Source organism: Streptomyces sp. 1222.5, assembly GCF_900105245.1.
Lineage (GTDB): Bacteria > Actinomycetota > Actinomycetes > Streptomycetales > Streptomycetaceae > Streptomyces > Streptomyces albidocamelliae.
Genome location: NZ_FNSZ01000001.1, coordinates 2,981,473 through 3,007,110 on the forward strand (window position 1 = coordinate 2,981,473; position 25,638 = coordinate 3,007,110).

Annotated in this window: 25 protein-coding genes and 2 pseudogenes; 10 read left to right on the forward strand and 17 right to left on the reverse strand. The window is 71.0% G+C overall.

The window, feature by feature from the left end:
• The first annotated feature begins 123 nt into the window (after window positions 1-123).
• Window positions 124-831 carry an XRE family transcriptional regulator gene (locus BLW57_RS13235; RefSeq protein ID WP_256339472.1) on the forward strand — a complete coding sequence of 236 codons (708 nt, stop codon included), beginning with the start codon at window positions 124-126 and terminating at the stop codon, window positions 829-831.
• Between the two features lie 257 nt (window positions 832-1,088).
• Here BLW57_RS13235 and BLW57_RS13240 read toward each other — a convergent pair whose 3' ends face one another.
• The gene (locus tag BLW57_RS13240; RefSeq protein ID WP_093474605.1) at window positions 1,089-2,114 is read right to left on the reverse strand and encodes an ATP-dependent 6-phosphofructokinase; all 1,026 of its coding nucleotides are present in this window, start codon (window positions 2,112-2,114) and stop codon (window positions 1,089-1,091) included.
• Window positions 2,115-2,306: 192 nt separating this feature from the next.
• Here BLW57_RS13240 and pta point away from each other — a divergent pair, with 192 nt between their 5' ends.
• The 3 genes from pta to pyk all read left to right on the forward strand — a co-directional run bounded on the left by pta (window position 2,307) and on the right by pyk (window position 7,122).
• Window positions 2,307-4,382 (forward strand): phosphate acetyltransferase, encoded by a 2,076-nt coding sequence (gene pta, locus BLW57_RS13245; RefSeq protein ID WP_093474607.1) that lies wholly within the window; start codon window positions 2,307-2,309, stop codon window positions 4,380-4,382.
• A gap of 22 nt (window positions 4,383-4,404) precedes the next feature.
• Complete coding sequence (locus BLW57_RS13250; RefSeq protein WP_093474608.1) at window positions 4,405-5,613, forward strand: acetate kinase; 1,209 nt, start codon at window positions 4,405-4,407, stop codon at window positions 5,611-5,613.
• A gap of 84 nt (window positions 5,614-5,697) precedes the next feature.
• Window positions 5,698-7,122: a pyruvate kinase gene (gene pyk / locus BLW57_RS13255; protein ID WP_093474610.1), complete on the forward strand. Its 1,425-nt coding sequence runs from the start codon at window positions 5,698-5,700 to the stop codon at window positions 7,120-7,122.
• A 99-nt stretch (window positions 7,123-7,221) separates the two neighbouring features.
• On the opposite strand, the gene BLW57_RS13260 is transcribed toward pyk, so the two are convergent.
• The 4 genes from BLW57_RS13260 to BLW57_RS13280 all read right to left on the reverse strand — a co-directional run bounded on the left by BLW57_RS13260 (window position 7,222) and on the right by BLW57_RS13280 (window position 11,520).
• The gene (locus BLW57_RS13260) at window positions 7,222-8,598 is read right to left on the reverse strand and encodes a hypothetical protein (protein WP_176985570.1); all 1,377 of its coding nucleotides are present in this window, start codon (window positions 8,596-8,598) and stop codon (window positions 7,222-7,224) included.
• On the reverse strand, window positions 8,588-9,169 hold the full coding sequence (locus BLW57_RS13265) for a DUF6114 domain-containing protein (protein WP_093474611.1): 582 nt from the start codon (window positions 9,167-9,169) through the stop codon (window positions 8,588-8,590). The genes BLW57_RS13260 and BLW57_RS13265 overlap by 11 nt, the downstream gene beginning before the upstream one ends.
• 118 nt (window positions 9,170-9,287) lie before the next feature.
• Complete coding sequence (locus BLW57_RS13270) at window positions 9,288-9,926, reverse strand: DUF6230 family protein (protein ID WP_073889650.1); 639 nt, start codon at window positions 9,924-9,926, stop codon at window positions 9,288-9,290.
• Between the two features lie 622 nt (window positions 9,927-10,548).
• Entirely contained in the window at window positions 10,549-11,520 is a 972-nt protein-coding gene (locus BLW57_RS13280; protein ID WP_093474613.1) for a tetratricopeptide repeat protein, read from the reverse strand.
• 208 nt (window positions 11,521-11,728) lie between these two features.
• Between BLW57_RS13280 and BLW57_RS13285 the strand changes: the two genes are divergently transcribed.
• Window positions 11,729-12,361: a TetR/AcrR family transcriptional regulator gene (locus tag BLW57_RS13285; RefSeq protein ID WP_093474614.1), complete on the forward strand. Its 633-nt coding sequence runs from the start codon at window positions 11,729-11,731 to the stop codon at window positions 12,359-12,361.
• A 122-nt stretch (window positions 12,362-12,483) separates the two neighbouring features.
• Here the strand turns inward: BLW57_RS13285 and BLW57_RS13290 are convergent, their stop codons facing one another.
• From BLW57_RS13290 to BLW57_RS13305, 4 genes and pseudogenes are all read right to left on the reverse strand, one after another.
• Window positions 12,484-14,184 (reverse strand): coenzyme B12-dependent isobutyryl-CoA mutase large subunit, encoded by a 1,701-nt coding sequence (locus BLW57_RS13290; RefSeq protein ID WP_093474616.1) that lies wholly within the window; start codon window positions 14,182-14,184, stop codon window positions 12,484-12,486.
• Between the two features lie 75 nt (window positions 14,185-14,259).
• The gene (locus BLW57_RS13295; RefSeq protein WP_093474617.1) at window positions 14,260-14,598 is read right to left on the reverse strand and encodes a DUF3817 domain-containing protein; all 339 of its coding nucleotides are present in this window, start codon (window positions 14,596-14,598) and stop codon (window positions 14,260-14,262) included.
• 43 nt (window positions 14,599-14,641) lie between these two features.
• Window positions 14,642-15,151 (reverse strand): MarR family winged helix-turn-helix transcriptional regulator, encoded by a 510-nt coding sequence (locus tag BLW57_RS13300; RefSeq protein WP_093474619.1) that lies wholly within the window; start codon window positions 15,149-15,151, stop codon window positions 14,642-14,644.
• 11 nt (window positions 15,152-15,162) lie between these two features.
• Window positions 15,163-16,037: pseudogene (locus tag BLW57_RS13305) on the reverse strand (MFS transporter); the annotation flags it as partial.
• On the opposite strand from BLW57_RS13305, the pseudogene BLW57_RS13310 reads away from it, so the two are divergent.
• A pseudogene (locus tag BLW57_RS13310) lies at window positions 16,026-16,297 on the forward strand (ArsR/SmtB family transcription factor); the annotation flags it as partial. The pseudogenes BLW57_RS13305 and BLW57_RS13310 sit on opposite strands and share 12 nt — an antisense overlap.
• A gap of 11 nt (window positions 16,298-16,308) precedes the next feature.
• On the opposite strand, the gene BLW57_RS13315 reads toward BLW57_RS13310, so the two are convergent.
• The 5 genes from BLW57_RS13315 to BLW57_RS13335 form a co-directional block, all read right to left on the reverse strand.
• Window positions 16,309-16,956 (reverse strand): TetR/AcrR family transcriptional regulator, encoded by a 648-nt coding sequence (locus BLW57_RS13315; RefSeq protein ID WP_093474620.1) that lies wholly within the window; start codon window positions 16,954-16,956, stop codon window positions 16,309-16,311.
• Window positions 16,953-17,633: a DUF4166 domain-containing protein gene (locus BLW57_RS13320; protein WP_093474622.1), complete on the reverse strand. Its 681-nt coding sequence runs from the start codon at window positions 17,631-17,633 to the stop codon at window positions 16,953-16,955. Before BLW57_RS13320 ends, BLW57_RS13315 begins: the two co-directional genes overlap by 4 nt.
• On the reverse strand, window positions 17,630-18,382 hold the full coding sequence (locus BLW57_RS13325; protein WP_093474623.1) for a hypothetical protein: 753 nt from the start codon (window positions 18,380-18,382) through the stop codon (window positions 17,630-17,632). The genes BLW57_RS13320 and BLW57_RS13325 overlap by 4 nt, the downstream gene beginning before the upstream one ends.
• A gap of 146 nt (window positions 18,383-18,528) precedes the next feature.
• Window positions 18,529-18,822 (reverse strand): MTH1187 family thiamine-binding protein, encoded by a 294-nt coding sequence (locus tag BLW57_RS13330; protein ID WP_093474624.1) that lies wholly within the window; start codon window positions 18,820-18,822, stop codon window positions 18,529-18,531.
• Complete coding sequence (locus BLW57_RS13335) at window positions 18,819-19,163, reverse strand: DUF3817 domain-containing protein (RefSeq protein ID WP_073889632.1); 345 nt, start codon at window positions 19,161-19,163, stop codon at window positions 18,819-18,821. Before BLW57_RS13335 ends, BLW57_RS13330 begins: the two co-directional genes overlap by 4 nt.
• A 183-nt stretch (window positions 19,164-19,346) precedes the next feature.
• Here BLW57_RS13335 and BLW57_RS13340 point away from each other — a divergent pair, with 183 nt between their 5' ends.
• The 4 genes from BLW57_RS13340 to BLW57_RS13355 all read left to right on the forward strand — a co-directional run bounded on the left by BLW57_RS13340 (window position 19,347) and on the right by BLW57_RS13355 (window position 22,003).
• Window positions 19,347-19,979: an AIM24 family protein gene (locus tag BLW57_RS13340; protein WP_093474626.1), complete on the forward strand. Its 633-nt coding sequence runs from the start codon at window positions 19,347-19,349 to the stop codon at window positions 19,977-19,979.
• Between the two features lies 1 nt (window position 19,980).
• Window positions 19,981-20,631: an AIM24 family protein gene (locus BLW57_RS13345; RefSeq protein ID WP_093474627.1), complete on the forward strand. Its 651-nt coding sequence runs from the start codon at window positions 19,981-19,983 to the stop codon at window positions 20,629-20,631.
• Window positions 20,628-21,434: an AIM24 family protein gene (locus BLW57_RS13350; protein ID WP_093474629.1), complete on the forward strand. Its 807-nt coding sequence runs from the start codon at window positions 20,628-20,630 to the stop codon at window positions 21,432-21,434. Before BLW57_RS13345 ends, BLW57_RS13350 begins: the two co-directional genes overlap by 4 nt.
• Before the next feature lie 92 nt (window positions 21,435-21,526).
• On the forward strand, window positions 21,527-22,003 hold the full coding sequence (locus BLW57_RS13355; RefSeq protein WP_093474630.1) for a MarR family winged helix-turn-helix transcriptional regulator: 477 nt from the start codon (window positions 21,527-21,529) through the stop codon (window positions 22,001-22,003).
• On the opposite strand, the gene BLW57_RS13360 is transcribed toward BLW57_RS13355, so the two are convergent.
• The 3 genes from BLW57_RS13360 to BLW57_RS13370 form a co-directional block, all read right to left on the reverse strand.
• A complete protein-coding gene (locus tag BLW57_RS13360) occupies window positions 22,000-23,283 on the reverse strand; it encodes an MFS transporter (RefSeq protein WP_093474632.1) in 1,284 nt (427 codons plus the stop codon). The genes BLW57_RS13355 and BLW57_RS13360 overlap by 4 nt on opposite strands.
• 145 nt (window positions 23,284-23,428) lie before the next feature.
• Window positions 23,429-24,385, reverse strand: a complete 957-nt coding sequence (gene meaB, locus BLW57_RS13365; protein WP_093474633.1) for a methylmalonyl Co-A mutase-associated GTPase MeaB — start codon at window positions 24,383-24,385, stop codon at window positions 23,429-23,431.
• A gap of 38 nt (window positions 24,386-24,423) precedes the next feature.
• Entirely contained in the window at window positions 24,424-25,623 is a 1,200-nt protein-coding gene (locus tag BLW57_RS13370; RefSeq protein ID WP_073889623.1) for an acetyl-CoA C-acetyltransferase, read from the reverse strand.
• Window positions 25,624-25,638 lie beyond the last annotated feature (15 nt).

A 25,638-nucleotide genomic window follows, 5' to 3' on the forward strand; every position in this document is an offset into this window, starting at 1 on the left:
GGTGACGGCGGTGACACCCGGTGCCACCGGTCCGGAACCGATCTAGACGTACGAATCCACCAAGGGTGATGTTGGCGGAACAGCCCGTAGTCACGGCCCGTGTGCGCCCCTACCTTGTGCGGAGTGCGCCCACCCTCATCCCGACCCAGTCGGCCCGCTCCTCCGTTCAACGCCCCGGCCGCCCGCAGGCTCCGCGCCGCGCTCGGCATGGGGCCCGAGCACGTCGCCTACGGACTGCGCGTCTCCTACGGACTGCCCTACGTCACCCCCGACCTCGTGACCGCCTGGGAACGCGGCACCGCCACCCCCGAAAACCTGGAACTCACCGCACTGGCGGGCGTGTTGTGGTGCTCGCCGGGTGAGCTCCTCGGCCGCCCCCGCACCCTGCGCGAGCACCGCCTCGCCCGGGCCGTCGCCGCGGAGGACGTCGCCCACGCCGTCGGCATGGACCTGCGCGGCTACCTGCGGATGGAGGAGCGCGACGACTGGCGGGGCAACGAGCGCCAGTCGGCCGCGCTCGCGCGGGTACTGGACCTCGCCCTGCCGGACTTCGTGTCCGTCACGGGCCGCGAGGCGAAGCTCGCCGATCTGCTGCACAGCGCGGTGACCACCCGCTGGCAGGCCTACGTCCGGCCGGTGACGAAGCTGGCCCCGGTCGACCGGAACGTCCTGGAGGAGGTCCTCCAGGAATTGCACCAGGACTACCAGGGCCACATGGCCGCCACCCTCAGCTGGGGCGGCGGTACGCGCGATGCCAGCGAGTCCGGACGGGACTTCCTCGACCGGATCGTCGACAACTTCTGGGCGGGCGTCGAGAGCAGAACGCCGTAGGGACCGCGCCGCAGGGACATCGCCGCCACCCGGACGGGTGAGCCAGTGCGCGCGTCAGCCCGGCCGCCGGGGCGCTGGGCACCAGGAGACGTGTGTCCCGATCCCGTCCGGGAGCAGGGAACGGCGGGCGGCGCATGGCGGGAACCGGACGGCGCCGCGGCGGACACGGCCGGCGCGGGCAGCAGCCCGTGAGCCGTGCGGAGGGCGTGGCGGCCCGAGCCGGGGTGACGCCGGCGCGGTCCGGGACGGGGAACGGTCTAGAACACCGACTCCGCCTCGTCCATGCGGTCCTTCGGCACCGTCTTCAGCTCGGTGACGGCCTCGGCGAGCGGCACCATCACGATGTCGGTGCCGCGCAGCGCGGTCATCCGGCCGAACTGGCCGCGGTGCGCGGCCTCGACGGCGTGCCAGCCGAAGCGGGTGGCGAGGACGCGGTCGTAGGCGGTGGGTACGCCGCCGCGCTGGATGTGGCCGAGGATGACCGGCTTGGCCTCCTTGCCGAGGCGCCGCTCCAGCTCGTACGCCAGCGCGGTGCCGATGCCCTGGAAACGCTCGTGGCCGTACTGGTCGATCTCGCCCTTGCCGTAGTCCATGGAGCCATCGACGGGGTGGGCGCCCTCGGCGACGCAGACGACGGCGAACTTCTTGCCGCGGGCGAAGCGTTCCTCGACCATCTTGGCCAGGTCGGCGGGGTCGAAGGGGCGCTCGGGAAGGCAGATGCCGTGGGCGCCGGCGGCCATGCCGGACTCCAGGGCGATCCAGCCGGCGTGCCGGCCCATGACCTCGACGACCATCACCCGCTGGTGGGACTCGGCGGTGGTCTTCAGGCGGTCCATCGCCTCGGTGGCCACGCCGACGGCGGTGTCGAAACCGAAGGTGCGGTCGGTGGAGGAGATGTCGTTGTCGATGGTCTTCGGGACGCCGACGACCGGGAGACCGGCGTCGGAGAGCATGCGGGCCGCGGTCAGCGTGCCCTCGCCGCCGATCGGGATCAGCGCGTCGATGCCGAACTCCTCGACCATGTCGGTGGCCCGCTCGCAGGCCTCGCGCAGCCGGTCGCGCTCCAGGCGGGAGGAGCCGAGGATGGTGCCGCCGCGGGCGAGGATGCCGCTGACCGCGTCCAGGTCGAGGGTGCGGTAGTGGCGGTCGAGCAGACCCCGGTAGCCGTCCTCGAAGCCGATGACCTCGTCGCCGTACTGCGCGACCGCCCGGTGCACGACGGACCGGATCACGGCGTTCAGGCCGGGGCAGTCGCCGCCTGCGGTGAGAACTCCGATGCGCATCGTGCTGTGTCTCCTGCTCGCTGTGGGTACCGGTGAGCCGGAACCGATTCTTTCACGTCCGTCGGGGCGGTGAAGTCCTGACGGGCGCCTTAACCGGCACCAGGGGTATTGTCAAGAGGGATCTGCTCACCTCGGTGGGCAGTTTTTGTGCCGAGGACGCGACCCACCAGACATGAGGAACGGAGTGGACACGTGACGCGCAGCGTGTACGTGACCGGGATCGACCGCGGTGACGGCCGCCAGGTAGTGGAACTGGGGGTCATGGAACTCCTCACCCGGCAGGTCGACCGGGTGGGCGTCTTCCGTCCGCTCGTCCACGACGGTCCCGATCGGCTGTTCGAGTTGCTGCGGTCCCGGTACCGCCTCTCGCAGGACCCCGCGACCGGCTACGGCATGGACTACCAGGAGGCGTCCGCGCTCCAGGCCGAGCAGGGCACCGACGAGCTGGTCTCCACGCTGGTGGACCGCTTCCACCGGGTCGCCCGCGACTACGACGTCGTCCTCGTCCTCGGCACCGACTACGCCGACACCCAGTTCCCCGACGAACTGTCCCTCAACGCCCGCCTCGCCAACGAGTTCGGCGCCTCCGTCATCCCGGTGGTCGGCGGCCGCGGGCAGAGCACCGAGTCGGTCCTCGCCGAGACCCGCAACGCCTTCCGCGCCTACGACGGCCTCGGCTGCGACGTCCTCGCCATGGTCACCAACCGGGTCGCCCGCGAGGACCGCGACGAGATCGCCGAGCGGCTCGCGAACCGGCTCCCGGTGCCCTGCTGGGTCGTCCCCGACGAGCCCGCGCTGTCCGCGCCGACGGTCGCGCAGATCGGCCAGGCCCTCGGCGCGAAGGTGCTGCTCGGCGACGAGTCGGGCCTGGCCCGGGACGCGCTCGGCTTCGTCTTCGGCGGCGCGATGCTGCCGAACTTCCTGGGCGCCCTGACCCCCGGCTGCCTGGTCGTCACCCCCGGCGACCGCGCCGACCTGGTCGTCGGCTCGCTGGCCGCCCACAGCGCCGGCACCCCGCCGATAGCCGGCGTGCTCCTCACCCTGAACGAGGTGCCGAGCGACGAGATCCTCACTCTCGCCGCCCGCCTCGCCCCCGGCACCCCCGTGCTCTCGGTGGCCGGCAACTCGTTCCCCACCGCCGAGCAGCTGTTCTCCCTGGAGGGCAAGCTGAACGCGGCCACCCCGCGCAAGGCCGAGACCGCGCTCGGTCTGTTCGAGCGGTACGCCGACACCGCCGACCTGGCCCGCCGGGTCTCGGCGCCGAGCAGCGACCGCGTCACGCCGATGATGTTCGAGCACAAGCTGCTGGAGCAGGCCCGCACCGACCGGCGGCGGGTCGTCCTGCCGGAGGGCACCGAGGAGCGGGTGCTGCACGCGGCCGAGGTGCTGCTGCGCCGGGGCGTGTGCGACCTGACCCTGCTCGGGCCGGTCGACCAGATCCGCAAGAAGGCCGCCGACCTCGGCATCGACCTGGGCGACACCCAGCTGATCGACCCGGCCGCATCCGAACTGCGCGACACCTTCGCCGGGAAGTACGCGGCGCTGCGCGCCCACAAGGGCGTCACGGTCGAACTCGCCTATGACGTCGTCTCCGACGTCAACTACTTCGGCACCCTGATGGTCGAGGAGGGGCTGGCCGACGGCATGGTGTCCGGCTCGGTGCACTCCACGGCGGCGACCATCCGCCCGGCCTTCGAGATCATCAAGACGAAGCCGGAGTCGTCCATCGTCTCGTCCGTCTTCTTCATGTGCCTGGCCGACAAGGTGCTCGTGTACGGCGACTGCGCGGTCAACCCGGACCCCAACGCCGAGCAACTGGCGGACATCGCCGTCCAGTCGGCCGGTACGGCGGCGCGGTTCGGCGTCGAGCCGCGGATCGCGATGCTGTCGTACTCCACCGGCACGTCCGGCTCGGGCGCCGACGTCGAGAAGGTGCGCGAGGCCACCGAGCTGGCCCGTTCGCGGCGCCCGGACCTGAAGATCGAGGGGCCGATCCAGTACGACGCGGCCGTGGAGCCGTCCGTCGCCGCCACCAAGCTGCCGGGCTCCGAGGTCGCCGGCCAGGCCAGCGTGCTGATCTTCCCGGACCTCAACACCGGCAACAACACCTACAAGGCCGTGCAGCGCTCGGCCGGCGCGATCGCGGTCGGCCCCGTCCTGCAGGGTCTGCGCAAGCCGGTCAACGACCTGTCCCGCGGCGCGCTCGTGCAGGACATCGTCAACACCGTCGCCATCACGGCGATCCAGGCCCAGACGCCCGCCACCTGAGCACAGAAAGCACCCCGACACCGTGACCGCGACCCGTGTCCTCGTCCTCAACTCCGGCTCCTCGTCGGTGAAGTACCAGCTGCTCGACATGCGCGACCGGAGCCGGCTGGCCGCCGGCCTGGTGGAGCGGATCGGCGAGCAGACCTCCCGGCTCAAGCACACCTGCCTGACCACGGGCGACACCCGTGAGCAGACCGGGCCGATCGCCGACCACGACGCCGCCCTCAAGGCGGTCGCCGAGGAGCTGGGCCGCGACGGGCTCGGCCTGGACTCGCCGGACCTGGCCGCGATCGGCCACCGGGTGGTGCACGGCGGGATGTTCTTCACCGAGCCCACCGTGGTCGACGACCAGGTGCTCACCGAGATCGAGCGGCTGATCCCGGTCGCCCCGCTGCACAACCCGGCGAACCTCACCGGCATCCGCACCGCGCGGGCGCTGCGCCCCGACCTGCCCCAGGTCGCCGTCTTCGACACCGCGTTCCACACGACGATGCCGGAGTCCGCGGCGCGGTACGCGATCGACCCGAAGATCGCCGACCGGCACCGGATCCGCCGCTACGGCTTCCACGGCACCTCGCACGCCTACGTCTCCCGGGAGACCGCGCGGCTGCTGGGCAAGGAGCCGTCCGAGGTGAACGTCATCGTGCTTCACCTGGGCAACGGCGCCTCGGCGTCCGCGGTCCAGGGGGGCCGGTGCGTGGACACCTCGATGGGACTGACGCCCTTGGAGGGGCTGGTGATGGGTACGCGATCCGGTGATCTGGATCCGGCCGTCATCTTCCATTTGGCACGTGTTGGCGGAATGTCCATGGACGAGATCGACACTCTCCTCAACAAGAGGAGCGGTCTGTTCGGTCTCTGCGGGGACAACGACATGCGGGAGATCCGCCGGCGGATCGACGAGGGCGACGAAGAGGCCCGGCTCGCCTTCGACATTTACATTCACCGCCTCAAGAAGTACATCGGCGCCTATTTCGCCGTACTCGGGAACGTGGACGCGGTGGCCTTCACGGCCGGCGTCGGCGAGAACGCGGCGCCGGTGCGGGAGGCCGCGATCTCGGGCCTGGAGGGGCTCGGCGCAGCGGTCGACCCGGAACTGAACGCCGTGCGCGGCGACGGACCGCGGCTGATTTCCCCGGCGTCCGCGCGGGTGGCCGTGGCCGTGGTGCCGACGGACGAGGAACTGGAGATCGCGACCCAGACCTACGCACTGGTCGGAAAGAACAACTGAATAGCACCTGAGCGGTGTGGCACTCATTTGTATCTTCCGCCAGACGGAATATTCCGTAGCGAAACAAACCGATAGGATCGCCCCATGCGCCGTTCGAAAATCGTCTGTACTCTCGGCCCCGCGGTCGACACCCACGAGATGCTCGTCGCCATGATCGAGGCGGGCATGAATGTAGCCCGGTTCAATTTCAGCCACGGCACCCACGCCGAGCACCAGGCGCGGTACGACCGCGTCCGTGCCGCCTCCAAGGAGACCGGCCGGGCCATCGGTGTCCTCGCCGACCTCCAGGGCCCGAAGATCCGCCTGGAGACCTTCGCGGAGGGTCCGGTCGAGCTCGAGCGCGGTGACGAGTTCGTCATCACGACCGAGGACGTGCCCGGCGACAAGCACATCTGCGGTACGACGTACAAGGGGCTGCCGGGCGACGTCTCGCGCGGCGACCAGGTCCTCATCAACGACGGCAACGTCGAGCTGAAGGTCCTGGACGTCGAGGGCCCCCGGGTGAAGACGATCGTCATCGAGGGCGGTGTCGTCTCCGACCACAAGGGCATCAACCTGCCCGGCGCGGCCGTCAACGTGCCCGCGCTGAGCGAGAAGGACGTCGAGGACCTGCGCTTCGCCCTCCGGATGGGCTGCGACCTGGTCGCGCTGTCCTTCGTCCGGGACGCCAAGGACGTCCAGGACGTGCACCGCGTCATGGACGAGGAGGGCCGGCGGGTCCCCGTCATCGCCAAGGTGGAGAAGCCGCAGGCGGTGGAGAACATGGAGGCCGTCGTGATGGCGTTCGACGGCGTGATGGTCGCGCGTGGCGACCTCGCCGTCGAGTACCCGCTCGAGAAGGTCCCCATGGTGCAGAAGCGCCTGATCGAGCTGTGCCGGCGCAACGCCAAGCCGGTGATCGTGGCGACCCAGATGATGGAGTCGATGATCACCAACTCCCGTCCGACCCGCGCCGAGGCCTCCGACGTGGCCAACGCGATCCTGGACGGCGCCGACGCGGTCATGCTCTCGGCCGAGTCGAGCGTGGGCGCGTACCCGATCGAGACGGTCCGGACGATGTCGAAGATCGTCCGGGCGGCCGAGCAGGAGCTCCTCTCCAAGGGCCTGCAGCCGCTGGTCCCGGGCAAGAAGCCGCGGACGCAGGGCGGTTCGGTGGCCCGTGCGGCCGCCGAGATCGCCGACTTCCTCGGCGGCAAGGGCCTGATCGCCTTCACCCAGTCCGGTGACACCGCGCGCCGCCTCTCCCGCTACCGCGCGTGCCAGCCGATCATCGCCTTCACCACGGACGAGGCCACCCGCAACCAGCTCACCCTGAGCTGGGGCGTCGAGTCGCACGTCGTGCCGTTCGTGAACACCACCGACGAGATGGTCGACCTGGTGGACCAGGAGATCGCCAAGCTGAGCCGGTTCGACTCGGGCGACACGGTCATCATCACCGCCGGCTCGCCCCCCGGCGTCCCCGGCACCACCAACATGCTCCGCGTGCACCACATCGGCGGCAGCAACTGACGAGCGCCGCAAGGGCCTTGAACGGCACTGAGGGCGCCCCCCGCGCAGGGGGGGGCGCCCTCAGTCGTCCGCGGCTCCCGGACGGGCTTCCGCGACCGCTCAGCCGGTCGTGTACACGTGCATGCCGGGCACGTGGAGGCTGCCGCCGAACTGGGCCGCCTGGACCACCTTCACGTTGGTGAAGTAGATCAGCGGGATGTTCAGCGGGGGCGGGCTGTCGGGGCTGAAGGTCACCGGGATCAGGCCGAACAGGTTGCCGGAGATGCTCTCGGTGTACATGACCGTGTCGCCGTTGCGGATGGTCGACGTCGAGCCCTTGGCGGCCTGCACGTGGTAGGTCTTGTTCGCCTGCTTGTCGTTGACCGTCTGGTGCAGGTCACCGATGTCCGTGCCGCCCGAGATGACGTACTTCAGCACCTTCTTCTTGGTGCCGTTGGCCGTCTTCACCTCGACGACGCCCTGGTAGTCGGCGCCCTTGAGGAGCAGGGAGCTGGCGTTCAGGTACCACGGGTCGTCCGCCACCGGCGTCTTGTTGTCGACGCCGCTCTCGTCGTCCGTGGCCACCGGGCAGCCGTCCGCCGCGTCGGAGGCGCTCGCGGACGGGGCCGGCGTCGCCGACCCGGCCGCGTCCTGCGCCGCCTTCACGGTGTCCTCGGCCGTCTTCGAGACCTTGTCGGTGGTGTTCTTCACCGTGTCCGAGACCGTCTTGCCCGCCTTGGAGGCGGTGTCCTTGACGGTGTCGGAGACCTTCGTGCCGGCCGAGTCCGACGTCGACGTACCGGAGCCGGACGCCGACGCCGAGGGCGCGGCGGACGACGGGGACGCGGACGGCGTGGGGCTCGCGGACGAGGTGCCGGAGTCCTTGCCGCCGCCGGTCAGGACGTCGCCGAGCGTGTCGCCGATGGTGTCCAGCAGGTTGCCGCTGCTCTGGGACGCGGACGGGGTGGGCGTGGCCGTGTCGCCGCCGGAGCCGGAGCCCTTGTCGGACGTGCCGGAGCCGGGGTCGGAGGAACCGGAGGTCGCGCTCGGCTCGGGGGTGCCCTGGTCGCCGGAACCTGAATCCGGCGAAGAGGTCTTGCCCGTGTCCTTGGCACCGCCGGCGTCCTTGCCGTCCTCGGCGTCGGTGCCCGGCGTGGCGGTGTCCGTCGGCTTCGTGCTCTCCGAGGCGGACGGCGACGGCGAGGCCGAGGTGTCACCGGAGTCGTCCAGCGCCTTGACGCAGTCCTTGTACTCGTCGGCCGTCAGGCTCTTGGCCGACGTCGAGGGGGACGGGCTGCCGTTGTCGGCCAGCGCGAGCGTGGAGGTGAACCCCATGCCCACGATCACCGCGGTCGGCATCGCCACGGAGGCTATCGCCTTGCCGGCCGGCATGTGGAACCTGGTGAACAGCGGCTTCCTGGGTGCCGCGTGGCGGGGACCGGTTCTCGCGCGGGACCCGTCCACATCGGTCCCGCGGATCGCCTCGTCAGCCGGCACTGTGCCTCCCGTTCGCCCCGTTGGCCGGGCTCGTTCCTGACAGGTCGTTCGTGCTCACCGGGTCCGGGCCCTGGTGGGACAGCGGAGCGAATCCGGCGTCGCCCTTGTCCGGAGCGGTCCCGGGGACCTCACCTGTGGCCGGGGCGGCCTCGGCGGCCGGTTCCGGCTGCTCGGTGGTGCCCGGCGCCCAGGCCACGGCCATCGCTCCACCGATGAGGGAGAGCAGGAAGCCCAGGACGAAGCCACCGAAGTTGGACACGGGGATGGACACCAGCGCGAGGAGGATCGCGGCGACTCCCGCGAAGGTCCGCACGTGCTTCTGGAACCAGAGACTGACGCCCAGGACGATCAGCAGCACACCGATGATCAGGGATCCGGCTCCCGCAGTGGTCGCCATCGCCAGCGTCAGATGGCCGAACTGCAGGTGGGCGTACGGGAAGTACATGATCGGAACGCCGCCGAGCAGGACGAACAGACCGGCCCAGAACGGACGCGTGCCCCGCCAGGCGCGGAACTGCTGCCTCCGGTGGGTGAACTGGCCGGGTGCGGCGGCAGGGGTCTCGGCGCTCATGGAAAACAGCTCCCTGGTGCGGTGTTGCTGTGGTGGTGATGTGTGCCGCGTGCGCGGACGCGGCCGGAGTGTGGGACGGGCGGGGGCGCCACCGGCTCCCCCGCCCGTCATCGAGTGCTTAGTAGCACTCCTTGACACCCGTCGCCAGCGACATGTGGAGACCGCTGAGCTTGAAGGTTCCGGCGGTGGTCGCCCACGCCGTCTGCTTCACGCCGACCAGCGTGGCCTTGTCGGCCTGCTGCGCGAAGCCGAAGGGGTTGGCCTGCTCGCCGCCACCCTTCATGCCCGGACCCTTGGAGGCGTCCTTCGCGGCCACACCGATGTCGATGTTGTCGAACGTCGCGTCGGCGTTGAGGTCGGCAACGTCGATGTAGATGTTGTCGGCCTGGACCTTGTCGTGGCCCTCGCCGCCGGCGCGCAGGATCAGGCTGACGTTGCCGAAGACCGGCACGTCGGGCGTGACCACGGACTGGCACAGGTTGGTGATCTCGGCGTGCTTGAACGCCGAGACGGCAACCGGGTGGGCCGTCTTCTTGCCGTCCATCGTGTAGCCGCTGTCGATGGCTCCGTACTGCTCGAAGCCGGTGCCGACGAGCGAGTCGGCGGACACCTTGAACGACTGGCCGGACACGCTGAACGAAGCGGCGAGAGCGCCCTGTGCGAGGGCCACACCTATACACGCCGTGGCGGCGACGCTGGGCACCATGACCACAGCGAACCGCTTCCATCTGGTCCCGCCACGCACCTGGGACTCCATATTTCCTCCTTCTCGGACGTACATCTCCTGGCCTGGACTCGCCCCGGTCGGCGGCTCAGCCAGGCAGGGATGGGAGAAGTGCTACGTCCTCGGGAAGGAGAGCGCCTGCACTCGGTGGCGCGAACCGCGCCCGAATCACCGGCGATCACCCCCGAGCGACAACCACTGGTCGCGCCTGACACGCATCACGCACAACCTTGCTGGACAGGCTTCGCCGGACGGCGAAGACCCCCCTGCCCAAGAGCCGGCGCCACTGCCGCCGGATCTGCTCGGTGGGGACCCAGAGTCTCCCGCGACCCGACCGGTTGTCGGGGTGCGGGAATGGACCGAGCGTCGCCGATCGTGGTGCATTCTCGGCCCGGGCACAAGGGGGTTCGTTACTGGCTAGTAACGGGCGGATAACCGGAGGACGACCGGCCGATCTCGGAGTGCGACGCTCGGTTGCATCGAGGGCCAGGGCAAAGCCGTTGATCCCTGGATGAAACCAGACAGATCAACGGCCTCGATTTACTCCGAGTAACAGCGGCCGCGATTACCAAGATTTGGCAAAGCGCGGCCGCCCTGACAGCTCGTCGGCGAATCTTTCACCCCGGCATCACAAGCCGGGGCGTTTAGCGACTGGTCAGAACAGGGCGCGCGCCAGCGCGCGGCGGGCCCCGATCACCCGCGGGTCGTCGAGGCCCACGACCTCGAACAGCTCCAGCAGGCGGCGCCGTACGGTGTCCCGGTCGTCACCCACGGTGCGCTGCACGGTCTCGATCAACCGCCCGAAGGCGTCGTCGACATGACCGCCCACCAGGTCCAGGTCGGCGGCGGCGATCTGCGCGTCCACGTCGGCCGGCTTCTCGGCGGCCTCCCGGCGCACCTTCTGCGGGTCGAAGTCCTGCACGCGCTGGAGCAGTTCGGCCTGCGCCAGGCCCAGCTGGGCCTCCGGGTGGGCCGGGTCGTCGGCCAGCACGTTCTTGTACGCCTGGATCGCACCGCCCAGGTCGCCCGCGTCGAGGGCCTGCGCGGCGGCGTTCAGCGTCGCCTCGTAGGGGCCCACGGGCGCCGCGGTCCCGGCGGCACCGCCGGCCTCGGCGTCCGGGTCGACGGTCAGGCCGGTCAGGCCGAACCGCTGCTCGGCGACCTGCACCAGCTGGTCCAGGGTCTCCCGGATCTGCTGCTCGGGGGTCACCCCCTGGAAGAGCGGCAGCGCCTGGCCCGCGACGACCGCGAACACGGCCGGGATGCCCTGCACCCCGAACTGCTGCATCAGCATCTGGTTGGCGTCGACGTCGATCTTGGCGAGGAGGAAGCGACCGGCGTACTCGACGGCCAGCCGCTCCAGGACCGGGCTGAGCTGCTTGCAGGGCTCACACCACTCGGCCCAGAAGTCGATGACGACGGGTACTTCGGCGGAGCGCTGCAGTACGTCGCGCTCGAAGCCGGCTTCGTCGACGTCGATGACGAGGTCGGCCGGCGAGACGGCCCCCGTCCCACCCTGCCGGGCGGCTTCGGCGCGCGCCTGCTCGGCCTTGGCCTTGGCCTCCTGGGCCGCCTTCACCGCGGCGAGGTCGACGACGCCGCTCATGGACATGTTCCGTGGCTGCATGCGTCTATCCTCCCCGTTCCGGCGCCGGAATGAAAAAAGCGATGTGCCGGCGCCGGGTCCCCACCCCACGCCGTGGTCGTCGCCCGTGTACGTCCCTCACGAGCTTTCGCTACGACCCGTAGCGTAATGGCATCGGGGCACCTCGCGACACCACACCCCGGTGATCTCCCTCACGACGCCACGGGAACCGCCGGTTTATGGTCAGTGGATGCAGAGCCGCACCCCAGCGGGCCGTACCGGCCGCCCGCGCAGCGCCGCCGCGGACACCGCGATCCTGGCCGCGACGCGGGAGGCGCTGGTCGAGCTGGGATGGTCCAAGCTCACCCTCGGGGACGTGGCGACGCGCGCCGGAGTCGCCAAGACCACGCTGTACCGTCGCTGGGCCGGCAAGAACGAACTGGTCGTGGACGCGGTGGCGGAGCTCTTCGACGAGCTCGAACTGCCCGACCGCGGCAGTCTCGCCGCCGACATCGAGGGCGTGGTTCTGCAGTTCGCGGCCATCCTGGCCCGGCCGGAGGCCAAGAGCGGTCTGATGGCGGTGGTCGCGGAGTCGACCCGTGACGACGCGCTGCGCGAGCGCATCCGCGCGTCGATCGTCGAGCGTCAGATACGGCTGGTTCTGGAGGGTCGGGAGCGGGCCCAGCGGCGCGGCGAACTCCCTCCGGAGCCGGACCCCGCCGAGGCGGCCCGCACGGTGGACCTCATCTTCGACGTCGTGGCGGGTGCGGTGGTGCACCGCACCCTGGTGAGCGGCAAACCGGCCGACGCGGACTGGGTGCACGACTTCACCCGGGTCCTGCTGCTCGGCCTGGCGGCGGCGGAACCGACCGCGGCCGAGTAGCCCGCCCGGCCCCGGCCGGCCGTGTGGCCGGGCCGGGTGGCGGGCGGGCCTGGTGGCGGGCGGGCCCGGCCGGCGTGTGCACCAGGGGGCGGCGCCCCTGGTGCGGGCCGGACGGCGCCGGGCTAGAAGCCGGCCGGTTCCGTGTACACGCCCCACTCCTCGCGCAGCACCCCGCAGATCTCGCCCAGCGTGGCCTCGGCGCGCACCGCGTCCAGCATCGGCTCGATCATGTTGGCGCCGGACCGGGCCGCGTCCAGCATCGCCGCCAGCGCGGAGCGCACCGCGGCGTCGTCGCGCGCCGCCTTCCGCTCGGCGAGCACCCGCACCTGCTCGCGCTCCACCTCGTGGCTGACCCGCAGGATCTCCAGGTCCCCGGTGACGGAGCCGGTGGCCACGTTGACGCCGACGACCCGCTTCTCGCCCTTCTCCAGGGCCTGCTGGTAGCGGAACGCCGACTCGGCGATCTCGCCGGTGAACCAGCCGTCCTCGATCCCGCGCAGGATGCCGGAGGTGATCGGGCCGATCGGGTGCCGCCCGTCGGGGTGCGCCCTCAGGCCCCGCTCCCTGATCTGCTCGAAGATCTTCTCCGCGTCCGCCTCGATCCGGTCCGTCAGCTGCTCGACGTACCACGAGCCGCCCAGCGGGTCGGCCACGTTGCCGACCCCGGTCTCCTCCATCAGCACCTGCTGGGTGCGCAGCGCGATCTCGGCGGCCTGCTCGCTGGGCAGCGCGAGGGTCTCGTCCAGCGCGTTGGTGTGCAGGGAGTTGGTGCCGCCGAGGACGGCGGCCAGCGCCTCCACGGCGGTGCGCACCACGTTGTTGTACGGCTGCTGCGCGGTCAGCGAGACCCCGGCGGTCTGCGTGTGGAAGCGCAGCCACTGGGCCTTGTCGCTCTTCGCGCCGTACACCTCCCGCATCCAGCGCGCCCAGATCCGCCGCGCGGCCCGGAACTTGGCGATCTCCTCGAAGAAGTCGACGTGCGCGTCGAAGAAGAAGGACAGACCCGGCGCGAAGACGTCCACGTCGAGCCCGCGCGAGAGGCCCAGCTCCACGTACCCGAAGCCGTCGGCGAGCGTGTACGCCAGCTCCTGCGCGGCCGTGGCCCCGGCCTCGCGGATGTGGTAGCCGGAGACGGAGAGCGGCTTGTAGGCGGGGATGCCGGCCGCGCAGTGCTCCATCAGGTCGCCGATCAGGCGCAGGTGCGGCTCGGGCTGGAAGAGCCACTCCTTCTGCGCGATGTACTCCTTGAAGATGTCGGTCTGCAGGGTGCCGTTGAGCACCCCGGGGTCGACCCCCTGCCTTTCGGCGGCGACCAGGTACATGCAGAAGACGGGCACGGCGGGCCCGCTGATCGTCATGGAGGTCGTGACGTCACCGAGCGGGATGTCCTTGAACAGGACCTCCATGTCGGCGGCGGAGTCGATGGCGACGCCGCAGTGCCCGACCTCGCCGAGCGAGCGCGGGTCGTCGGAGTCGCGGCCCATGAGGGTCGGCATGTCGAAGGCCACGGACAGACCCCCGCCGCCCGCGGCGAGGATCATCTTGTACCGCTCGTTGGTCTGCTCGGCGTTGCCGAAGCCGGCGAACTGGCGGATGGTCCAGGTGCGGCCGCGGTAGCCGGTCGGATGGAGCCCGCGCGTGAACGGGTACTCCCCGGGCCAGCCGATCCGCTCGAATCCCTCGTAGGTGTCGCCCGGTCGGGGCCCGTACACCGGCTCCACGGGGTCGCCGGAGAGCGTGGTGAAGTCAGCGTCGCGCTTGCGTGCGGCGTCGTAGCGGGCCTGCCAGCGGCGGCGGCCCTCGTCGATGGCGTGAGCGTCCATACCCTCGAATTTACTTGGACGTCCTAGTAAATGTCGATGGCTGACCGCCGTACGGAACTCGTACGGCGGTAAAACCTAGGCCTTGGCGACGGCCGGCGCCCGGCCGACGGTACCGGCCTCCAGCTCGCGGCTGATCCTGCGCTCGACGAAGAACGCGGCCGTGGGGATGGTGCCCGCGAGCAGCACCCACAGCTGCTTGCCGACCGGCCACTTCGCCTTGGACCCCAGGTCGAAGGCGAACACCAGGTAGACGACGTACAGCCAGCCGTGGGCGATGGCGACGACCCGCGTGAAGTCGGCGGCACCGCTCATGTCGAACCCGTACTTCGCGATCATGCTCAGGCACAGCAGCACCAGCAGGACACCGGTGGTGTAGGCCAGGACGCGGTAGCGGGTCAGCACGCTCTTCTTCATGCCCACGAGCGTAACCACCCGTTCCGGGAGATCTTGCCCCGGGTCACTCCTCGTCGAAGTCGTGTGCCGAGATCCGCAGCGGACGGAGCATCGCGAAGATCTCCTGGCACCCCTCCGCGTCGTACGCGCCCAGGCCGAAGTCCATGGACATGAGGTCGCGGGTGGCCGCGTCGACCACCTCGCGGCCCTTGTCGGTGATGACGGCGAGGGTGCCGCGGCCGTCGTTGGGGTTGGGCCGCTTGGCGACCAGCCCGGACCTGACCAGCCGGTCCACGGTGTTCGTGACGGACGTGGGATGCACCATCAGCCGCTCGCCGATCTTGGACATCGGCAGCTCACCGGCCTTGGAGAAGGTGAGCAGCACCAGCGCCTCGTAACGGGCGAACGTCAGCCCGTACGGCTTGACCACCGCGTCCACCTCGGCGAGCAGGATCTGGTGGGCCCGCATGATCGAGGTGATGGCGGCCATGGACGGCACGTTTCCCCAGCGCTGCTTCCAGAGCTCGTCGGCACGCGCGATGGGGTCGAACGGAAGGCTGAGTGGCTTCGGCACGTCATCAGACCCTACCGGCCGGTCATATGCCGGGCAGCCCCGTCTCGGCTTTCGGTCGCCCGGGCCGCCAGGGCCGGCCCGCAGCAGCACAGGACGCCCACCGCACCGGCCCCCACCACGGCCGCCCCGACGCCCGCCACCTCGGCCGCCACACCGGCGAGCGCCATGCCGGCGCCCTGGACCGTCGTCAGGCCCGCGCTCAGCAGGGTCATGGCCCGCCCGCGCAGCTCCTCGGGCACGGCCCGCACGAACCACTGGTCCAGGCCGAGGGTGTACGCGGACCCGGCCCCGGACAGCAGCAGGAGCAGCAGCGAGCCGGTGAGCCCCGGGTTGAGGGCGTAGCCGAGGTAGGGCAGCAGGGTCAGGCAGAGCAGGGGCAGCGCGACGCGTTCCCGGGCCGCGGGACGCAGCCGGGCCCCGGCGAACAGCTCGCCGGCCACCGTGCCGACGGGCAGGGCGCACATCAGCAGGCCGAGGCCGGTGGAACCGCTGCCGAGGGCGTCGGCGTACGGCGCGGCCAGCGCCTCGGGGACGACGGAGAACGCCGCCGGCACCCAGAACAGCAGGAGCAGCACCCGGACGCGGGGGCGGGCGAGCAGTTGCCGCAGGCCGGTGGGGCGTCGCCGCTCGGCCGGGTGCGGGCGGGCCGGTGCCGGGTGCCGAGGCGCAGCAGCGCCGCGGAGGCGAGGAAGGTACCGACGGTGATCAGCAGGGCGTGGCGCGGGGTGACCACGGCGAGCAGCAGACCGCCGAGGCCGTAGCCGACGAGCAGGGCGCTCTGGGCGACGATCCGCAGCAGGGAGCGGCCGAGCACGAACAGGTCACCGGCGCCGAGGACGTCGGCGAGGGTGGCCATGCGAGTGCCGGAGAACACCGGGGCGACGACGGGCTGTGGGCGGCACCGGCCGAGCGGACGCCCGAGGCGCTGGTACGGCTGCTGGGCCGCAACCGGCGGCCGTGCTGACCGCGCTCGACGAACCGGCCGGCACCACCGCCCTCGCCCACCGTCTGCGGCTCGCGCCGTCGTCGGTCTCCGCCCATCTGACCGTGCTGCGCGACGCGGGCCTGCTGACCGCCCGCCGCTACGGCCATCAGGTGCTGTACGAGCGGACACCTCTGGGGATGGCGCTGACGTCGGCGGGCTGACACCTCCTGGGTCAGCGGCTCTGCCGGCGCAGACGGTGGCGTACCGCTCGCTGCGCGACGGGGCCGAGTTCCTCCAGCGCGGTGACGAGGGCGCCCAGCCCCTCCAGGGCGTCGAGGGCCGCGTGGGCGCCCCGCTCGTCGACGCCCTCGTACAGTTCGATGCCGACGAAGGAGGCGGCGACGGCCCGGGCCAGGCCGGCGGGGTCGGTGAACTCGCCGAGGGGGGTCGCCGCGAGGACGCGGCGCAGCGCGCACTCGATCTCGGCGATCCACAGGTCGAGTCCGGCCGCGGTGGCGGGGCCGAGTCCGGCGTGGGTCTGGGCACCGGCGAGCAACTGGCCGAGGAGTGCCACGTGCCCCTCGGCCCGCTCCTGGTCGTGCATCTCGCGGCCGACGGCGAGGAGTTCGGACAGGGAGGTGACGGCGGCGAGCCGGTCCCGGTACTTGGCCACGGACTTCTCCGCGCCGTACCGGCAGGCCGCCGCCAGCAGTTCGTCCACCGAGCCGAAGTGGTAGAAGACCAGCGCCTGGTTGACGCCGGCCGCCGAGGCCACCGTACGGGCCGAGGTCTTGGCGATGCCCTGCTCGGTGAGGGTGCGCAGGGCGCCCTCCAGCAGCTTCGTCTTGGTCTCCTGGGACTTCGCCGTCTCCGGGCTCATGCGCGCACCTCCTCCCGCACGGGGCGCAGCCCCGGCCGTACCCCGAGGGTGCGGACGTCCGTGTACGAGGCCGTGAAGGAACCCTCGTAGCCGAAGAGCGGTCCGAAGAAGCGGTTGACCACCCGGACCCGGATGCGGAAGCGGCCGGTGTCCTCGTCGTAGGACTCGCGCACCTCGGCCGTGGCGCCGAGGAGTTCGGGCACGCGGACGTCCACCGGCCCTTCCCGGAAGCGGTGTTCGCCGGAGCGGATGAGCAGGGAGCCGTCGGGCTCGGCGCGCAAGTGCAGTTCGCTCGCGAGGTGCTGGTGGGTGCCGAGGTAGTCGAGGATGCGGTCACCCCGGGGGCCGAGCACCATCTGGGCGTCGAAACGGCGGCTGCGGCCGGGCAGTTCGAAGGTGCGCACGAAGCTCACCGTCTCACGCCCCGAGCCGTCGGTGTACGGCACGTTCTCGATCACGAAGGGGATGTCGCGGCCGGCCTCGGGGACCAGGATGTTGCGGGTGGCGCCCAGCGCCAGGAAGGGCTTCACGAACGCGGGTCCGTGCCAGACGCGGTCCATCACGCCCCGGCCGGTGCAGGCCTCGCCGCTCGCGAGGCCCACGGAGAAGCGGCGCCGCAGCCGTGGGTGCAGCCGGTCGAAGCCGGCGCCCATGACGGTCTCGAACATCGAGGTCACGAGGGCTTCTCCAGGGTGCGCAGCAGGCGGGGCGTCCGGGTCCGCGTGACGGGGGCCCGCAGGCAGCGCCGGGCCGCCGGGGTGCAGGCGAGCGGTTCCTTGAACAGGACGAGGGAGATGCCGACCACGAGCAGCAGCGGGCAGAGGAAGGCCGCGGTGTCGGCGAAGGGCCCGAACAGGCGCAGGAACGGGTCGGTGCCGAGCGCGTTCAGGCAGAGCCCGAGGACGAGCGCGCGGACCGCGAGTTCCGCGAGCCAGTTGAGCAGGGCCCGTTCGGGGGTGATGCCCCGCTCCAGCCAGAGTCTCAGCCGGTCGAAGGACCACGCGGTCGCCCATCCCATGAGCGGGCGGAACAGCGCCCGGTCGCCGAGGGCGCCGAGGGCGCCCCAGCGGGGGCGGTAGTCGTAGCCGGTGAGGAAGCGGACGCCGTGCGCCTCCGGCACGTAGCGCCAGTAGCCGCTTCCCTCGGCGATCAGGGAGAGGGGGTGCGGGGAGGAGAAGCGCAGGGCGGAGGTGCGGGTGCCGTCGGGACGCTCCTTCTCGCCGGCCGCTACGCCGGTGCCGGAGACGGTGAGGAACGGCAGCAGGCGCGTGGAGTAGCGGAAGCGCTGCGGTTCCCCCTCCACGCGCGGGAGGTACGCGATCTCGGTGAAGCGCAGGTCCCAGCGCTGGTGCCGGGCGGGGTCCTGGGTACGGGCCCACAGCTCGTCGAGGTCGGCGCGTATGTGCGTCTCTATGTAGAGACCCATGTGTTCCCCCACGTCAGGCCATTGTTTGAGCGACCGCTCAAACAATCGTGGAAAAAAAATACACCCCTTTGAGCGATCGCTCAAAGAACGGGTGCGAAGGAACCCCGGTCCTGGGGACCGGGGTTCGGGGGCCGAGGGCCCGCGGATCACTGCGCCAGGTACCGCTCCACGGTCTCCACCTTGGAGGTGAGGCCGTCGGTCACACCGGGCCGGATGTCCGCCTTGAGGACCAGCGAGACGCGCGGGGCACGGGCCTCGACGGCGGCCACGGCACGCCGTACGACGGCCATGACCTCGTCCCACTCGCCCTCGATCGAGGTGAACATCGCGTCGGTGCGGTGGGGCAGTCCCGACTCGCGGACCACGCGGACGGCGTCGGCGACGTACTCCCCCACGTCCTCACCGACCCCGAGGGGCGTCACGGAGAAGGCGACGATCATACGTTCACGACCCCTTCCTTGCGGGCGCGGGCCGCGATGACCGCGTCCTCGGCCTCACGGCGCAGCTTGCGCTCGGCGAAGAAGCCGCCGGTGGGCAGCACCGAGAGGACGAAGTAGAGGGCCGCGGTGCCCAGGGGCCACTTGGTGCGGTTCCAGGCGTCCGCCCAGAAGATCACGTAGAGGACGAACAGCACACCGTGGATCGCGCCCATCACGGGGACCGCGTTGAAGTCCGTGGTCCGCTTCAGCACCGAGCACAGGAGCAGGATCAGGAAGGACACGGCCTCGGGGGCGGAGACCAGGCGGAGGCGGCGGAGGGCGGTGGCGGTCTTGATGTCCACGGGTCACCTTCGGTGGGAGTTTCGAACGACGGTCTGCCGATTACGGACTGCCGGTTTGTGAACGCACGCACAAGCGTTCTCCCATTGTGGCAAACCGCGGCCCTAGGGGTCCGCTCAGGGTCGTTCTCCACCCCCGGGCCCTGTTCGCCCCACCCGTCCGGCCGCTACTTTCCCAGCGTGGCGATGTTCCGACTCCAAGGCAGCAAGGTGCTGGCCGTCGACATGACCGGGGACGCCGTGAAGGCCAAGAACGGCTCGATGGTCGCGTACGACGGTCAGATGGCCTTCAAGAAGCTGAGCGGCGGCGGCGAGGGGCTGCGCGGGATGGTGACCCGGCGGCTCACCGGCGAACAGATGACGGTGATGGAGGTGAAGGGGCAGGGGACCTGCTGGTTCGCGGACCGCGCGTCCGAGATCAACCTGGTCGCCCTCCGGGGGGACAGGCTCTACGTCGAGTCGAGCAATCTGCTGGCGACGGACGCGGGGCTGAGGACGGGCACGACGTTCACGGGGCTGCGCGGCGCCTCGCAGGGCAACGGGCTCTTCACGACGACCGTCGAGGGGCACGGCCAGGCGGCGATCATGTCCGACGGCCCGGCGGTCGTGCTGCGGGTCAGCCCGCAGTACCCGCTGACCGTCGACCCGGGCGCCTACATCGCCCACCAGGGCGAGGTGCGGCAGTCCTTCCAGTCCGGTGTGACGTTCCGCACGTTCTTCGGGGAGGGCGGCGGCGAGGCGTTCCAGATCCGCTTCGAGGGCGACGGCCTGGTGTACGTGCAGCCGAGCGAGCGGAACACGATCGCGGGGGACCTGTGACATGACCTTCCGAGAGATCAACTCCAAGATGGTCGAGGCGACGGTGCTGCCGGGGCAGCGGCTGTACAGCCAGCGCGGGGCCATGCTCGCCTACAAGGGGGAGGTGTCCTTCACCCCCGACATCCAGGGCGGTCAGGGCGGGCTGATGTCGATGCTCGGGCGACGGGTGGCCGGCGAGGCGACGCCGCTCATGTCGGTCGAGGGCAGCGGCACGGTCTTCTTCGGGCACGGCGGCCACCACGTCCATGTCATCAGCCTTTCCGGCGACACCCTCTACGTGGAGGCGGACCGCCTGCTCGCCTTCGAGGGCACCCTCCAGCAGGGCACGATGTTCATGGGCTCGCAGGGCGGCGTCATGGGCCTGGTCCGGGGCCAGGTCACCGGGCAGGGACTGTTCACCACCACCCTGCGGGGCAACGGCTCGGTGGCCGTGATGGCGCACGGCGGCGTCTTCGAGCTCCCGGTCACCCCGCAGCGCCCGGTCCACGTCGACCCGCAGGCCTACGTCGCCCACTACGGGGACGTGCGCAACAAGCTGTCCACCGCGCTCGGGTGGCGCGACATGGTGGGCCGCGGCTCCGGCGAGGCCTTCCAGCTGGAGCTGAGCGGCAACGGCACGGTGTTCGTCCAGGCGTCGGAGGAAAGGCTGTGAGCGCGTACGGAGTGCCCGGCGGCCCGGTGGTCCACGACCCCATGACGCTGCCCGCCGACGACAACGTGAACACCTACACGTTCTGCGTCGAGCTCAAGGGCGGCCAGTGGTTCCTGCAGAAGGGGAAGATGATCGCCTACTACGGGGCGATCGAGTTCAACGGCATCGGGCACGGCCGACTCGACCGACTTGTCCGTACCTCGTTCCATTCGCCACTGCACGCGAGCGACTGGGTCGTGGCGCAGGGCTCGGGCAAGATGCTGCTGGCCGACCGGGCTTTCGACGTCAACTCCTACGACCTGGACGACGGGAACTTGACCATTCGCGCGGGCAACCTGCTCGCTTTTCAGCCAAGTCTCGCGCTCAAGCAATCGATCGTGCCGGGTTTTCTGACCCTGATCGGAACCGGAAAGTTCGTCGCCGCATCTAACGGTCCGGTGGTGTTCATGGAACCTCCGATCCGGGTCGACCCGCAGGCCCTCGTCGGGTGGGCCGACTGCCCGTCCCCGTGCCATCACTACGACCACGGATACTTGGCGGGTGTACTGGGCGGCCTACGTGCGATGACCGGCCTCGGCGGAGCCTCCGGCGAGGAGCACCAGTTCGAGTTCGTGGGGGCCGGGACGGTCCTGCTGCAGTCGACGGAGACCCTCATGGCCGAGGCGGCCACGGGGGTGGTTCCGCCGGAGGCGGGGGTCCCCGGCGGTGGCGTAACGGCACCGGGTGGACACGGTCCGCAATCGCCGGGGGTACCGCGCCTTCCCGGACAGCTGGGAGACCTCCAGCGTCGCTTCGGGCTGTGAGCGGTAGTCTGCGGAGTGTGACATCGAACGCGTGCGCGCAGTCACACCACCCGAAGTAGTTCGTCATTCAACTTCTTAGGTAGACTTCATTCATGGAGACCGAGACGGCCACGCGCTGGCTGACCGATGCGGAGCAGTGCGCCTGGCGCACCCACCTGGAGGTCAACAGGCTGTTGACGTACCAGCTCGAGAAGGACTTGCAGCCGTTCGGCCTGACTATGAACGACTACGAGATCCTGGTGAACCTGTCCGAGTCGGAGGACGTACGGATGCGGATGAGCGACCTCGCCTCCGCGACCCTGCAGTCCAAGAGCCGGCTCTCGCACCAGATCACGCGGATGGAGAACGCGAACCTGGTGCGCCGTGAGAACTGCGAGTCCGACCGGCGCGGACTGTTCGCCGTGCTGACCGAGCACGGCATGGAGACGATGCGGAAGGTGGCGCCGCACCACGTGGCGTCGGTGCGGCGGCACTTCATCGACCTTCTGTCGCCGGAGACACTGATAGAGCTGGACAAGGCGCTCAAGCCGATCGCCGAGCACCTGCGGGGACAGCGAGGGCGTCCCTAGCTCCGTTCGCCTGCCGGACAGGCCTCGGCCGGGCGGCCGGTCGCTCCGGCCCGCTCGGGCGGGGTGTCCCCGGCCGAAGCGGCGTGGTCAGCCGCCCGGCCGGCCCGCCACCGCACGGCCGACAGCGCGGGCAGCAGGGCCGCGCCGCCCGCGAGGGCGAAGCACGCGCACAGCGGCAGGCGGCCGATCAGCAGCCCCGCCACCAGCGCTCCCCCGGAACTTCCCGCGTTGACGCCCATGTTGACCCAGGCCCCGGCCCGGGTGCGGGCATCGGCCGGCACCGTCTCGTCGGCCAGGAGATAGGCCGTCGTCAGCGCCGGGGCGAGGAACGCCCCGGCGACGGCCATCGCCACCGTGAGCGTCCACAGGTTCGGTGCCAGGCCGGCCGCCGCCACCGTCAGGCCCAGGGCAAGGGCGAAGAGGAGCAGCCGCTCGCGGGCCGCCGACCGCCAGGGCACCGCCCCGTTCACCAGCCCGCCGACCGCGCTGCCCGCCGAGAGCGCACCCAGCACCCACGGGACCGTGCCGGGATCGTAGGCGTGCGCCGAGGCGAAGGCCATCGCCAGCAGGTCCACCCCGCTGAGGGCCAGACCCACGCCGAGGGCCACGGCCACGGGCGTCCCGAGCCCCCGTACTCCCCCGCGCCGCTGGGCGCGCGAGGCGGACCGCGGACCCGGCATCACCGGGGACATGACGAAGGCGCAGGTGCCGGCCACGATCAGGAACGCGCTCAGCAGGAGGCCGGACGCCGGGTGCGCGAAGGCGGTCAGCGCACCGATCAGTACCGGTCCGGAGACGTAGAGCAGTTCCTCCGCGACCCCGTCGAGGCTGTACGCGCGGCGCAGCAGGTCCCGGTCCGGGAGCAGTTCGGCCCACAGGGCACGCATGGTCGGCCCGAGGGGCGGCGCGCACGCTCCGGCGAGCGCCGCGGCGGCCGCGAGGGCCGTCGGCGGTACCGCCGGGCGCCAGGTCAGGGCCGCCAGGACGCACAGCAGGGTGCCGTAGAGCACCGACATCGGCAGCAGGGCGCGGCGGGGGCCGTGACGGTCGATCAAGGACGCCCTGACCGGCATCAGGAAGACCGAGGTCGCGCCGAACAAGGACATCACCACGCCGGACACCGCGTAGGAGTCGGTGGCACGGGTGACGGAGAGCAGCACGGCGAGGGAGACCGTGCCATAGGACAGCCGGGCGGTCAGGGCGGAGACGAAGGTGCGGCGCGCGTGCGGGACGCGCAGGACGGCGGCGTACGAAGGCCGCGCGGAGGCATGCGTGGACATGCTGACGTTCCTCTGTGTGAGGCGGAAGAGGGGACACCGAGGGACGCGGTGGCCACGGTCGGGCCCCGCGATCCGGTGCGCGCTCTACGCCAAGGAGAGGAACATGGTGGCCAATCTAGCAACAGGCGGGCCGCGCGAGGGAGATTCAGCCCTCCGTCAGGCCCGCGACCAGTTCGTCGGCCGCGCGGTACGGGTCCAGTTCACCGGCGACGATGCGCTCGGAGAGGGCGCTGAGCCGGCGGTCCCCGTGCAGGTCGCCGATGCGTTCGCGCAGGGCGGTGACCGCGATGGTCTCCACCTCGCGGGCCGCGCGGGCCCGGCGGCGCTCGGCGAGGACCCCGCGCTCCTCCATCCAGGCACGGTGCTTCTCCAGGGCCTCGACGACCTCGTCGACCCCCTCCGCACGCGCGGCGACCGTCTTCACGATCGGCGGACGCCAGTCGCCGGCGGCGCGGGCCTCGCCCAGGCCCAGCATGTGGTTCAGCTCGCGGGCCGTGGCGTCGGCGCCGTCCCGGTCCGCCTTGTTGACGACGTACACGTCGCCGATCTCGAGGATGCCGGCCTTCGCCGCCTGGATGCCGTCGCCCATGCCGGGGGCCAGCAGGACGACCGAGGTGTCCGCCTGGGAGGCGATCTCCACCTCCGACTGGCCGACACCGACCGTCTCCACCAGGACCACGTCGCAGCCCGCCGCGTCCAGCACGCGGATCGCCTGCGGCGCCGCCCAGGCCAGGCCGCCCAGATGACCGCGGGTGGCCATCGAGCGGATGTAGACGCCCGGGTCGGAGGCGTGCTCCGACATCCGGACCCGGTCACCGAGCAGGGCGCCCCCGGAGAACGGGGACGACGGGTCGACGGCCAGGACGCCGACCCGTTTGCCCTGTTTGCGATACGCCGTGACGAGCGCGGAGGTGGAGGTCGACTTGCCGACGCCGGGCGAGCCCGTGAGACCGACGACGTACGCGTTGCCGGTCAGCGGGGCCAGTGCCGCCATGACCTCCCTGAGCTGCGGGGACGCCCCCTCCACCAGGGAGATGAGCCGGGCCACGGCCCGCGGTCGGCCTTCCCTGGCCTGGGCCACCAGAGAGGAGACGTCCTGCATCAAACAGCTCCGTTCACTTCACAGACGTTAAGGGGAACTCAGGCCTTCGGAACCCGGACGATCAGCGCGTCGCCCTGGCCGCCGCCACCGCACAGCGCGGCCGCGCCGACACCGCCGCCACGCCGCTTGAGCTCCAGCGCCAAGTGCAGCACGAGACGGGCGCCGGACATGCCGATCGGGTGGCCCAGCGCGATCGCGCCGCCGTTGACGTTCACCTTTTCCGTGGACACGCCGAGGTCCTTCATTGACTGCACGGCGACCGCGGCGAAGGCCTCGTTGATCTCGATGAGGTCGAGGTCGCCGACCTCCAGGCCGTCCTTCTTCAGGGCGTGCCGGATGGCGTTCGACGGCTGGGACTGCAGGGAGTTGTCCGGGCCGGCCACGTTGCCGTGGGCACCGATCTCCGCGAGCCACTCCAGGCCCAGCTCCTCGGCCTTGGCCTTGCTCATGACGACCACGGCCGCCGCGCCGTCGGAGATCTGCGAGGCGGAGCCCGCGGTGATCGTGCCGTCCTTGGCGAAGGCCGGGCGCAGCTTGCCGAGCGACTCCGCGGTGGTGTCGCCGCGGATGCCCTCGTCCTTGCTGAAGACGACCGGCTCGCCCTTGCGCTGCGGGATCTCCACGGGGGTGATCTCGGCCTCGAAGACGCCGTTCTTCTGCGCGGCGGCGGCCCGCTGGTGGGACAGGGCGGCGATCTCGTCCTGCTCGGGGCGCGCGATACCGAGGCGCGTGTTGTGCTTCTCCGTGGACTCGCCCATGGCGATGCCCTCGAAGGAGTCGGTCAGACCGTCGTACGCCATCGCGTCGAGCATCTCGACCGCGCCGTACTTGAAGCCCTCGCGGGACTTCGGCAGCAGGTGCGGGGCGTTGGTCATGGACTCCTGTCCGCCCGCCACGACGATGTCGAACTCGCCGGCGCGGATCAGCTGGTCCGCCAGCGCGATGGCGTCCAGGCCGGACAGACAGACCTTGTTGATGGTGAGCGCCGGCACGCTCATCGGGATACCGGCCTTGACGGCGGCCTGGCGGGCCGGGATCTGACCCGCCCCGGCCTGGAGCACCTGGCCCATGATCACGTACTGCACCTGGTCGCCGCCGATCCCCGCACGGTCGAGGGCGGCCTTGATCGCGAAGCCGCCGAGGTCGGCTCCGGAGAAGGACTTGAGCGAGCCGAGCAGTCGTCCCATGGGCGTACGCGCGCCCGCGACGATCACCGAGCTGTTCGTTCCAGAAGGCATGAGCTGCGATCCCCT

Coding starts and splice junctions, on each gene's coding strand:
- meaB (WP_093474633.1), bottom strand. CDS start 24,385: ATGCAGGACGTCTCCTCTCTGGTGGCCCAGGCCAGGGAAGGCCGACCG.
- BLW57_RS13315 (WP_093474620.1), bottom strand. CDS start 16,956: ATGAGCCCGGAGACGGCGAAGTCCCAGGAGACCAAGACGAAGCTGCTG.
- BLW57_RS13270 (WP_073889650.1), bottom strand. CDS start 9,926: ATGGAGTCCCAGGTGCGTGGCGGGACCAGATGGAAGCGGTTCGCTGTG.
- BLW57_RS13265 (WP_093474611.1), bottom strand. CDS start 9,169: ATGAGCGCCGAGACCCCTGCCGCCGCACCCGGCCAGTTCACCCACCGG.
- BLW57_RS13340 (WP_093474626.1), top strand. CDS start 19,347: ATGTTCCGACTCCAAGGCAGCAAGGTGCTGGCCGTCGACATGACCGGG.
- BLW57_RS13280 (WP_093474613.1), bottom strand. CDS start 11,520: ATGCAGCCACGGAACATGTCCATGAGCGGCGTCGTCGACCTCGCCGCG.
- BLW57_RS13355 (WP_093474630.1), top strand. CDS start 21,527: ATGGAGACCGAGACGGCCACGCGCTGGCTGACCGATGCGGAGCAGTGC.
- BLW57_RS13295 (WP_093474617.1), bottom strand. CDS start 14,598: ATGAAGAAGAGCGTGCTGACCCGCTACCGCGTCCTGGCCTACACCACC.
- BLW57_RS13240 (WP_093474605.1), bottom strand. CDS start 2,114: ATGCGCATCGGAGTTCTCACCGCAGGCGGCGACTGCCCCGGCCTGAAC.
- BLW57_RS13360 (WP_093474632.1), bottom strand. CDS start 23,283: ATGTCCACGCATGCCTCCGCGCGGCCTTCGTACGCCGCCGTCCTGCGC.
- BLW57_RS13325 (WP_093474623.1), bottom strand. CDS start 18,382: ATGGGTCTCTACATAGAGACGCACATACGCGCCGACCTCGACGAGCTG.
- BLW57_RS13330 (WP_093474624.1), bottom strand. CDS start 18,822: ATGATCGTCGCCTTCTCCGTGACGCCCCTCGGGGTCGGTGAGGACGTG.
- pyk (WP_093474610.1), top strand. CDS start 5,698: ATGCGCCGTTCGAAAATCGTCTGTACTCTCGGCCCCGCGGTCGACACC.
- BLW57_RS13345 (WP_093474627.1), top strand. CDS start 19,981: ATGACCTTCCGAGAGATCAACTCCAAGATGGTCGAGGCGACGGTGCTG.
- BLW57_RS13290 (WP_093474616.1), bottom strand. CDS start 14,184: ATGGACGCTCACGCCATCGACGAGGGCCGCCGCCGCTGGCAGGCCCGC.
- BLW57_RS13370 (WP_073889623.1), bottom strand. CDS start 25,623: ATGCCTTCTGGAACGAACAGCTCGGTGATCGTCGCGGGCGCGCGTACG.
- BLW57_RS13285 (WP_093474614.1), top strand. CDS start 11,729: ATGCAGAGCCGCACCCCAGCGGGCCGTACCGGCCGCCCGCGCAGCGCC.